Annotated in this window: 7 protein-coding genes and 1 pseudogene; 3 read left to right on the top strand and 5 right to left on the bottom strand. The window is 64.1% G+C overall.

Features of this window, described 5'->3' with window-relative positions; genetic code table 11:
• From EPO09_RS12885 to def, 5 genes and pseudogenes are all read right to left on the bottom strand, one after another.
• A pseudogene (locus tag EPO09_RS12885) lies at positions 1–329 on the bottom strand (hypothetical protein); the annotation flags it as partial.
• Between the two features lie 87 nt (positions 330–416).
• Positions 417–3,725, bottom strand: coding sequence for an EAL domain-containing protein (locus tag EPO09_RS12880; protein WP_290643697.1), 3,309 nt, complete (start codon positions 3,723–3,725; stop codon positions 417–419).
• Positions 3,726–3,901: 176 nt separating this feature from the next.
• Entirely contained in the window at positions 3,902–4,744 is an 843-nt protein-coding gene (gene htpX, locus EPO09_RS12875) for a zinc metalloprotease HtpX (RefSeq protein WP_290643695.1), read from the bottom strand.
• A gap of 82 nt (positions 4,745–4,826) precedes the next feature.
• Positions 4,827–5,783, bottom strand: coding sequence for a methionyl-tRNA formyltransferase (gene fmt, locus EPO09_RS12870; RefSeq protein WP_290643698.1), 957 nt, complete (start codon positions 5,781–5,783; stop codon positions 4,827–4,829).
• A gap of 5 nt (positions 5,784–5,788) precedes the next feature.
• Positions 5,789–6,304, bottom strand: a complete 516-nt coding sequence (gene def, locus EPO09_RS12865; protein WP_290643693.1) for a peptide deformylase — start codon at positions 6,302–6,304, stop codon at positions 5,789–5,791.
• A 221-nt stretch (positions 6,305–6,525) separates the two neighbouring features.
• Here def and EPO09_RS12860 point away from each other — a divergent pair, with 221 nt between their 5' ends.
• The 3 genes from EPO09_RS12860 (at position 6,526) to lipB (ending at position 9,756) form a co-directional block, all read left to right on the top strand.
• Positions 6,526–7,719, top strand: coding sequence for a LysM peptidoglycan-binding domain-containing protein (locus EPO09_RS12860; RefSeq protein WP_290643691.1), 1,194 nt, complete (start codon positions 6,526–6,528; stop codon positions 7,717–7,719).
• Positions 7,720–7,841: 122 nt separating this feature from the next.
• The gene (dprA, locus tag EPO09_RS12855) at positions 7,842–9,017 is read left to right on the top strand and encodes a DNA-processing protein DprA (protein ID WP_290643688.1); all 1,176 of its coding nucleotides are present in this window, start codon (positions 7,842–7,844) and stop codon (positions 9,015–9,017) included.
• A 49-nt stretch (positions 9,018–9,066) separates the two neighbouring features.
• Positions 9,067–9,756, top strand: a complete 690-nt coding sequence (gene lipB, locus EPO09_RS12850) for a lipoyl(octanoyl) transferase LipB (RefSeq protein WP_290643686.1) — start codon at positions 9,067–9,069, stop codon at positions 9,754–9,756.
• Positions 9,757–9,875 lie beyond the last annotated feature (119 nt).

The following is a 9,875-nucleotide window of genomic DNA, read 5'->3' as shown; positions in this document are numbered from 1 at the left end:
GTGGCCAGGCGGGTGCCCAGCAGCTCGCGCCCGAGTAGCCAGCTGGCGGCCATGCCGCCGGTGACCATGAGCTGAGCGAGCAGGAACAGGCTCCAGTTCGCCGGGCCCAGGCGAGCCAACTCGGCCAGCCAGCCAGACAGCGGCGGGTGCTTGTAATAGCCCCATTGCCATTCACGCCCCCATGCCAGGGCTTCGATCACATCCAGCGGCAGGTTGCGCGATACGAGCAGCGGGAGCGCCGTCCAGATCAGCAGATGCAGCATCAGCAGGAACAAGGCCGTGCGGGGCGTATCAAGAGCTTTGGCGAGGAAGGGGCGAGAGAGGGTCATCGGCACGTTGACAGTCGAGCGCGAAACAAAATGCCGCACGCGCAAGGCGGTGCGGCATTGTAGGGATGCTCGCGCGTTTGGGAGCGATCAGACCGTGACCGTGGGGTTCTGCACTTCAGGGGGGCGTGCAGCGGTGGCTGCGTTCGGGCTGTGGCTGGCCTTGGCGGCCTGCTCCCGGCTGTGCGCCATCAACAAAGCTTCAAAGGATTCCTCTTTCATCGGTCGACCCAGGTAGTAGCCTTGCGCCTCGTCGCAGCCATGAGCCACCAGGAACGCAGCCTGCTCGTGTGTTTCTACGCCTTCAGCCACGATGCCGACTTCCAGTCGATGCCCCATGGCGATGAGGGCGGCAACCAGCCGGCTATCCCCAGGGGATTCGGGAACCGAGGACAAGAAGCTGCGATCCAGCTTGAGGCGATCCACCGGCAGTTCGCGCAGATAGGCAAAGCTCGAGTAGCCCACGCCGAAATCGTCAATCGCGATGCCCACGCCGACGGCGCGCAACTGAGTCAGGATGTCTGCGGCGCGCAGCGATTCACGCACCACCACGCTCTCGGTGATCTCCAGCTCCAATGCGGTGGGTGGCAGGCCTGTTTCCTTGAGCACTTGTGCAACCAGCGCGGGGATGTCTGCCTGATCGAGCTGGACAGCCGACAGGTTCACGGCCACGCGCAAGGGCCAGCCGCTGCGTTGTCGCCATTGCTGCGCCATGACGCAGGCGCGCCGCAATACCCATTCGCCCATGGCCACAATGAGGCCGGTTTCTTCGGCCATCGGGATGAAGTCCGACGGCGGAATGAGTTTGCCGCCGTGCTCCCAGCGCAGCAGTGCTTCGGCGCCGCTGATGCGACCGGTGGCGCAATCGAACTGAGGTTGGAAGTGCAGGCGCAGCTCGTCGCGCTCCAGCGCTTTGTACAGGTCGTTTTCCAGCACCAGCGTATCGGCCGATGGCGACTGCATCTTGTCGCTGTAGACCTGTACGCGGTTGCGACCATCGCTCTTGGCCTGGTACATGGCCAGATCGGCATGGCGCATGAGGGTGATCGTGTCTGCGCCATGCTCGGGGTAGATCGCCAGGCCAATGCTGGGGGTCACACGCAACTCGTGCGAGCCGATGCGCAGCGGGTCGACAAACAGGTCCAGCACCTTCTGCGCCACGCGTTCGCCGTCTTCAACCGCGGAGATCTGCGGCAACAGAATCACGAACTCGTCACCACCCAGCCGTGCCACGATGTCGGAGGTGCGCATGGCGGAACGCAGCCGGCGTGCGATCTCGATGAGCACGCTGTCGCCCACATGGTGCCCCAGGCCATCGTTGATCTTCTTGAAACGGTCCACGTCCAGGAACATCATGGCCATGTGGTGGCCTTGTCGGTCCGCAATGCCCATGCAGGTCTTGAGCTGCTCTTGCAGCATGTTGCGGTTGGGCAGCGAGGTCAGGGCATCGTGCTGCGCCATGTGCTGCAACTGGTGCTCGGCGTCACGGCGCGAGGTCACGTCGTACGCCATGGCCAGGTAGCCGCTGAGTTGGCCATATTCGTTGCGCAGCTCCGTCACGGTGATCTCGGCGATCAGGAAGCTGCCATCGTCGCGGCGCATGGTCCATTCGCTGGGCAGGCCCGGCGATTCATGTGCAAGGTGCGTCAGTACGTCCAGCTCACGCACCGGCTCGTTGAGGCGCAAGGCCAGCATGCGGGCGCGTTCGGCCACCTGGTCGGGATCGAAGAAGCGTCGGGTTGTGCAGCGCCCCACCAGTTCGTGGGCCTTGGTGCCCACCAGCCTTTCGCCAGCCGGGTTCACGGTCTGGATGATGCCTTGGGCGTTGAGCACGAATATGGCGTACGGCGCGTTGTGCACGATGACGCGGCGCATCTCGTCGACTTCATTGAGCTGGCGCTGGGCTTCGAAGATGGCGCGCTCGGCGGCTTCCTGCGCGGTCAGATCGCGCAGCACGGCGATGTACTGCTTCTGGCCATTGAGCTCCATGCTGCTGACGGCCATGTCCACCGGGAAGTTGTGGCCATTGGCGCGCAGGCCTTCCGTGCGGCGGCCCACGCCATCGATGCCAACCTGTTGGGCTTGCAGGAAGGTGTCCATCCGCTTGTCGGGTGCCTGCGTGGCGGCGGCTGGTAGCAGTGTGCTGATGTGCTGGCGCACCATGTCGCCTTCTTGTCTGCCAAACATCAGGCAGACCGCATGGTTCACGCTCAGGATGTCGCCTGCGGTCGACAGCGTCAATATGCCGTCAACTGTGTTGTCCAGCAAAGAGCGCAAGCGGCGTTCGCTGTCACGGGCTTTCTGACTCAGATCCATGGCCATGGCGGCAGCCTGGCGCTGGCGATCACCAGCGCTGCGGATGGCCCACCACAGCCCGATAGAAGCCAACATGCCGCTCAGCAACAGCGCCAGGGGGTAGGCCTGGGTCATGGCTTGCACCGGTTCACGAATGAAACTGAGTTGCCAGTGGCGGCCACCCAGATCGAACTTGGTCTGGCGAACGTCGGCTAGGTCATGGTGGGCGCTGCTGCGGTAGCCTCCCCCCATGTGCTGCGCGCTGTCGAATAGCCATTGCGCGCCGGCCTCCTCGGGGGCCAGTTCCGAGCCGACATCGGCGACCGTCCAGTGCAGATGCGCCCAGTCCTTGATGCCGGCGGCCTGCTTCATCAGATTCGATGTGCGCACGACGCCGCTGATCAGTCCTACAAATGCGGCGCGGCGATTTTCCGTGGTGTCGATCGCGGCGCCGGGCTTGTAAACCGGGACGCGGATCACGATGCCTTGTTTGTCTTGCTCGTTCTGGATCAGCTGCAAAGGTGCGGACACCTGCGCCAGGCCGGTATCCCGAGCGCGTTCCATGACCTCGCGTCGCGCCGCGTCGGCCACCATGTCGTACCCCAGCACCACCGTGTTCGGCGTCATGGGTTCGTTGAACAGCACGGGCAGGTATTCGGCCCGGTCGCCTTCGGGCGTGATGCGGTAGTCGGGGTAACCTCGCGCGTCCATGCTGCGATCCTGTCGCACGCCTGCTTCGAATGTGCTTTTGCGAGCATGCGTCACCAGTTCGGCGTACTGGATGGCCAGAAAGGCGGGGTATTCCGCTGTGACGTTCAGGTTCTGGAAGTGCTGATGAAACGGTTGGCGAGCGACCTTGTCGCTAACCAGGAACATCCCCTGGAAGCTGCGCAGGACGTCAACGTAGTGATCGGCTACCTGATTGAGGTGCGCTGTGACATCGGCGGTTTGCTGCGCAAAAGCGGCATCGGCATTTCTCTGCAAGGAGGCACTGGCACGCCACCAGGACAGGCCACTGAGCAGCAAGCCGGCGGCGAGCACGGCCCAGGCGCAGCGGTGCAGCCAGCGTGATTCTTCCTCAGTCTTGCGAATGTCGATCAGCATCCAGGGTCCTTGACATACCGGCGCCCAGCTTGGAGGCGGAGCGCGTTGTCGGTGTATCGGACGGGGGCTGTCGGGCTTGACCCTCAAATGAGGGGGCAAGCGCCCCAAGGCGATGCAGGGCGCCTTGGGGTGTGAAGAGTGTCACACCATAGCTATGGTGCTTAACTATCTGGTGTTCAACGCACCATGGCCATCAAGCGGGCCACGCGCTCTTCGGTCGCCGGGTGTGTGGAGAACAGGCTGCGCAGACCGTCGCCCGACAGCGGGTTCATGATCATCATCTGGGCCGTCTCAGGGTGCGCTTCGGCAGCTTGCAAAGGGATCCCCTGGGCATAACGGTGGATTTTCTCCAGCGCGCTGGCCAGGGCTTGTGGGTCGCCGCTGATTTCGGCGCCGCCCCGGTCTGCTTCGAACTCGCGTGCACGGCTGATGGCCATCTGGATCAGGCTGGCGGCCAGCGGTGCCAGGATCGCCACGGCGATGCCCGCGATCGGATTGGCGGGGCGCCCCTCTGAATCCCGTCCGCCAAAGAAGGCGGCAAAGTTGGCCAGCATGGAGATCGCCCCGGCCATGGTGGCACTGACGGTGCTGATGAGGATGTCGCGGTGCTTGACGTGGGCCAGCTCGTGCGCCATCACACCTCGCAACTCGCGTTCGGTCAGCACATTGAGGATGCCGGTGGTCGCCGCCACGGCTGCGTGCTCGGGGTTGCGGCCCGTGGCAAAGGCGTTGGGGGCCGATTCGTCGATCAGGTAAACGCGCGGCATGGGCAACTGGGCGCGCTGGGCCAGTTCCTTGACCATGCCGTAGAAACGCGGCGCGGAGGTTTCGTCTACCTCGCGGGCGTTGTACATCTTGAGCACCATCTGGTCCGAGAACCAGTAGCTGAAGAAGTTCATGCCCAGCGCCACAAGCAGCGCCAGCATCATGCCGGTGCGGCCGCCGATCATCCCGCCAATGGCCATGAACAGAGCGGTGATCGCCGCCATCAGGACGGCGGTTTTCATCAAGTTGAACATGTTGTCGGGCCTCCTGACCCGCGATGATGCACACACCACCTCATGGTGGCACGGGAGTTAGATCGGGCGCAAACCGAAAGGTTCAAGCCAGTGACGCAGGCAGGGCCGGGCCGCTTTGCAGAAATTCACGCACCGAGACGCGCTTGCCACCCGGCTTTTGCAGGGTGCGCAAAGCCAGGGCTTGTTCGCCGCAGGCCACAACCAAGGTGTCGCCTTGCGCGTGCAGTACTTCGCCGGGCTGCCCGGTGGCGGGCACCACGCCTGCCGCCCACAACTTGATGGTGTCCGGCCCCTTGTCGCCAGGGAGTTGAAACGTCGTGCCAGGGAAGGGATCAAAGGCCCGCATGCGTCGTTCGATCTCTGTGGCCGGCAAGCGCCAATCGATCGCGGCTTCCGCCTTCTCGATCTTGTGTGCGTAGTTCACGCCTTCTTGCGGCTGTGGCGTGGCCGTGAGTCCGCCGCAAGCGGCCATCTCCAGGGCCTCCACGATCAGGCGGCCGCCCAGCGTTGCCAGCCGGTCATGCAGGGTGGCCGTCGTGTCGTCCGGGCGGATGGCGGTCTTTTCGATCACCAGCATGTCGCCCGTGTCCAGGCCGATGTCCATCTGCATGATCGTGATGCCCGTTTCGGCATCGCCAGCTTCGATGGCGCGGTGAATCGGCGCCGCGCCACGCCAGCGTGGCAGCAGAGAGCCGTGGATGTTGAGGCAGCCCAGGCGTGGCAGGCTCAGCGTCCATTGCGGCAGGATCAGGCCGTAGGCGGCCACCACCATCACATCGGGGGCGGCAGCCAGCAGGGCTTCTTGCGCTGCGCGGGCTTCATCCGGGTACTTGCCGTCCAGCTTGAGGCTGTGGGGCTGCGCCACGGTGATGCCGTGCTGCTGCGCCAGTTGCTTGACGGGCGATGCCTGCAGCTTCATGCCGCGGCCAGCCGGGCGATCCGGCTGGGTCAGTACCAGCGGTACCTCAAAGCCGGCGGTCAGGATGGCGCTCAGGGCTTCGCTGGCGAACTCTGGTGTGCCGGCAAAGGCGACTTTCAGCTTGCTCATGCGTCGCGCTCGTCGCGGGCCTTCTTCTGCATCTTGGTCTTGATGCGGTTGCGCTTGAGCGGCGAGAGGTACTCCACGAAGACCTTGCCCAACAAGTGATCAAGCTCGTGCTGCACGCACACGGACAGCAGATCGTCGTCCGCTTCGAACTCGAAGGACTTGCCGTCGCGGTTCAGTGCGCGCACCTTGACGCGCACGTGGCGCTCGACCTTGTCGTAGATCGTGGGTACGGACAGGCAGCCCTCTTCCCACACCAGCATGTCATCGCTGGCCCACGTGATTTCCGGGTTGATCAGCACGAGCGGCTTGTTGCGTTCCTCGCTCGTGTCGATCACGACCAGGCGCTCGTGCACGTTGACCTGCGTGGCGGCCAGGCCCACGCCTTTGGCGTCGTACATGGTTTCGAGCATGTCATCGACCAGTTGGCGGATGCGGTCGTCCACCTGGGCGACAGGCTTGGCGACCGTGTGCAGTCGGGTATCGGGGTACTGGAGGATGGGCAGCAGGGCCATGGTGCGAGCGTCGAGGAGAGGGAAATCAACAATAACGTTGTGGATGCGGCGCAACGTCAATCGGGCTGACGGGGCCGCAACCGCTGGTAACACGGGGCAATTTTCATTGCGACTGTGTCGGTTTTACGGGCAGAATCAAATGATCATTGACCAGATTTTGCCGAATATGAGCCATCCCTGCCTGCGGGAATCTCTTCGGCCGGTAATTGGAGACTGTTTTCATGACCCAGCGATCGCTGTTCCACGCGGCTCGTCAGACCCGTGCCCTGAGTGTATCGGCGCTGACCGCGCTGGGTGTGCTGGCCGGTAGTTTGTCCTCCGCTCACGCTGAGGGCGTTCCCAACTACCCCATCACCCCGCAACAAAAAGCGACGGCAGCCAAGGTGGCCGAAGCAGGCGTGCCCCTCTCCGAACTCTCGCCCAACGCGCCCGATACCTATACCGTCAAGCGTGGCGATACGCTGTGGGATATCTCCAGCCTGTTCCTCAAGACGCCTTGGCGCTGGCCGGAACTCTGGGGCATGAACATGCAGCAGATCCGCAATCCGCATCTGATCTTCCCTGGGCAGATGCTGTACCTGGACAAGAGCAATGGCCGCGCCCGCCTGCGTGTGGGCGAGCCGGTGGTCGGCGCTGGTGGCACGGTGAAGCTGTCGCCACGTGTGCGCGAAGGCAGCCTGGATGACGCCATCAGCAGCGTGCGCGTGCACCTGCTGGAGCCCTTCTTCAACGAGGCCGTCGTGTTCGATACCAGCGAGGAGTTGCTCCAGGCGCCTCGTATCGTGGCCACGCAGGAGGGCCGCGTGGTGCTCTCACGTGGTGAAACGGCCTACGTGCGCGGTGACCTGCAAGGCCGCCGTGATTTCCGCATGTTCCGCGAGCCCAAGCCTCTGCGCGATCCCACTACCCGTGAGGTACTGGGTTTCGAGGCGCAGTATGTGGGTACCGCCGTGATGACCCGCGAAGGCGCCGAAGGCACGGGGGCCGATGGTGGTCCCGTGGTGATCCCATCGACGTTCAACATCACCAGCCTGCGCCAGGAAGCTGGCGTGGGTGATCGCCTGTCGCCCGTGCCGGCGCGTGAGTACACCAACATGGTGCCGCACGCCCCCGCGCAAGATCTGTCGGGCCAGATTGTGTCCATCTATGGCGAAGGTCTCACGGCTGGTCAGAATCAGATCGTGACGATCAACAAGGGCTCGCGTGATGGCATGGAGCGTGGTCATGTGCTGGCCTTGTGGCGCGCTGGCGCGACCGCCATGGACAAGACCAGCGAAGACCGTGCTGTGATGAAGCTGCCTGACGAGCGTCATGGCCTGCTGTTCGTGTTCCGCGTGTTCGATCGCGTCTCTTACGCGTTGATCCTCAATGTGCAGGATCCGGTCAAGCCGGGTGACCGGTTCACGCAACCCTGATCAGGGCTTGTCAGGGCGTCTGCGGGCGCCTTGGATGCATGAGGGCAGATGTGGTGGAGGCCGCACTGCCCTTTTTTACTGGCTGTGTTGAAACGATCAAACAAACAAAAAAGAAAGAAGACATGGAACGGGAGGAATTGCGAGCGTGGTTGCGGCTGGTGCTGACACCGCGCGTCGGGCCGGGTACGGCGCGCAAACTGTTGGCGGCGCTGGGGGCACCTCAGGCTATTTTCGAGGCGTCCGCGCAGGTGCTGAGCACTGTGGTGTCAAAACGCGAGGCCACCGAGTTGATGCGTGAGCCTGCCGGGCTGGATCAGCAAGTCGAGGCCACGCATGCCTGGCTGGCAGATGGCTTGCCTTTGGCCAGCGGCCGCTGTTCGCGCTTTGTGTTGAGCCTGGCTGATGCAGCCTATCCCGCAGCGCTGCTGGAGGCCGCCGATCCACCCTTGCTGCTGTTTGCGCAAGGGCAACTGGATTTGCTGAGCCGCCCGGCCGTGGCCGTGGTCGGCAGCCGCAACCCGACACCTCAGGGGCAGGAGAATGCCTATGCCTTCGCCAAAGCATTGAGCGAAGCGGGTGTGACGGTGGTGTCTGGCCTGGCGCTTGGCGTGGATGGCGCGGCACACAGCGGCGCATTGGATGGCCATCACGGCGCCGCTTCAGGCGGCACGATAGCCGTGGTGGGCACGGGCCTTGATGTGGTCTATCCCAAGGCGCACCAGGCCCTGGCGCAGCGCATGAGCACGCAAGGGTTGATGCTCAGCGAGTTCGTTCTGGGCACGGCGCCTTTGGCGGGCAATTTTCCCAAGCGCAATCGCATCGTGGCGGCGCTGTCGCGCGGCACGCTGGTGATCGAGGCAGCCTTGCAATCGGGCTCTCTGATCACGGCGCGCCTGGCGGCGGAGATGGGCCGCGAGGTGCTGGCTATTCCCGGCTCGATTCATTCGCCGCAGGCTCGGGGCTGTCATGCATTGATCAAGCAGGGGGCCAAGCTGGTGGAGACCGCGCAAGACGTGCTGGAGGAATTGCAGCTTGGCCTGCCAATGGGTGGGGCGTCCATCAACGAGCGCGCTGCTTCGACGGCTTCCGCCCTCGATAGCCAGGGAGACGATGAGGATTCGTCGCCCCCCGATTTCGTGCTGTCCGCCATGGGCTATGACCCGGTCAGCCAGGAAGCCCTGAGCGCCCGCACGGGCTTAGGGGCGGCCGATCTGGGCGCCCGCTTGCTGGAGCTGGAGCTGATGGGGCAGGTGGCGCGCCTTCCTGGGGCGCTGTTCCAGCGTGTGGGTGTGGCCTGACGCAGGGCGGGGCGGTTCGGCGATCCAGGTTCGGTGATACAAACGCGGGGTGACTCAGACCATTCTCAAGAACCTGGGCCAGGTCGATTACCTGCCCACGATGGAGGCCATGCAGGCCTTCACCGAAGCCCGCACTGACGAAACCCCTGATGAAATCTGGGTATGCCAGCATCCGCCCACCTTCACGCAAGGCCTGGCCGGCAAGGCCGACCACGTGCTGTTCAACCCGCCCGGGCCTGATCACATCCCGGTGGTGCAGACCAACCGCGGCGGGCAGGTGACGTATCACGGGCCGGGGCAGGTGGTGGCCTACCCTTTGCTCAACCTCAACAAGCGCGGCTACTTCGTCAAGGAGTATGTGTACCGCCTGGAAGAGGCCATCATCCGCACGCTGGCGCATTTCGGGGTCACCGGGCACCGCGTGGCGGGCGCGCCTGGCATCTATGTGCGCCTGGAAGATCCCTTTGCCCACGCAGCCTTGGCCGAGCCCCGTGATCCACGTGATCCCTTCAAGGGCCTGGGCAAGATCGCCGCCCTGGGCATCAAGGTATCGCGCCATTGCACTTATCACGGCATGGCGCTGAACGTGGCCATGGACCTGCGCCCCTACGACCGCATCAACCCCTGCGGCTACAGCGGCCTGCGCACCATCGACATGGCCAGCATCGGCGTGCAGGTGGGCTGGGACGAGGTGGCCGCCGTTCAGGCGCACCAGTTGGACGTGCGGCTGGCACCCTGATCGCCCCGCTTGATCCGGGTTTTTGTCGCCAGCTGCGCCAATCGGCTACATTGGCAGACGGCCCGCCTGCCACGCACCGCGCGTTGGCGGGCCTTGAAGTGAAGCACCGCCATGTCCTC

The organism is Aquabacterium sp., assembly GCF_004297345.1.
Lineage (GTDB): Bacteria > Pseudomonadota > Gammaproteobacteria > Burkholderiales > Burkholderiaceae_C > Aquabacterium.
This window is presented reverse-complemented; position numbering and strand designations above follow the sequence as displayed.

Excerpts from the sequence above, each read along its gene's own strand:
- EPO09_RS12880 (WP_290643697.1), bottom strand. The coding sequence starts at position 3,725 with ATGCTGATCGACATTCGCAAGACTGAGGAAGAATCACGCTGGCTGCAC.
- htpX (WP_290643695.1), bottom strand. The coding sequence starts at position 4,744 with ATGTTCAACTTGATGAAAACCGCCGTCCTGATGGCGGCGATCACCGCT.
- def (WP_290643693.1), bottom strand. The coding sequence starts at position 6,304 with ATGGCCCTGCTGCCCATCCTCCAGTACCCCGATACCCGACTGCACACG.
- EPO09_RS12860 (WP_290643691.1), top strand. The coding sequence starts at position 6,526 with ATGACCCAGCGATCGCTGTTCCACGCGGCTCGTCAGACCCGTGCCCTG.
- dprA (WP_290643688.1), top strand. The coding sequence starts at position 7,842 with ATGGAACGGGAGGAATTGCGAGCGTGGTTGCGGCTGGTGCTGACACCG.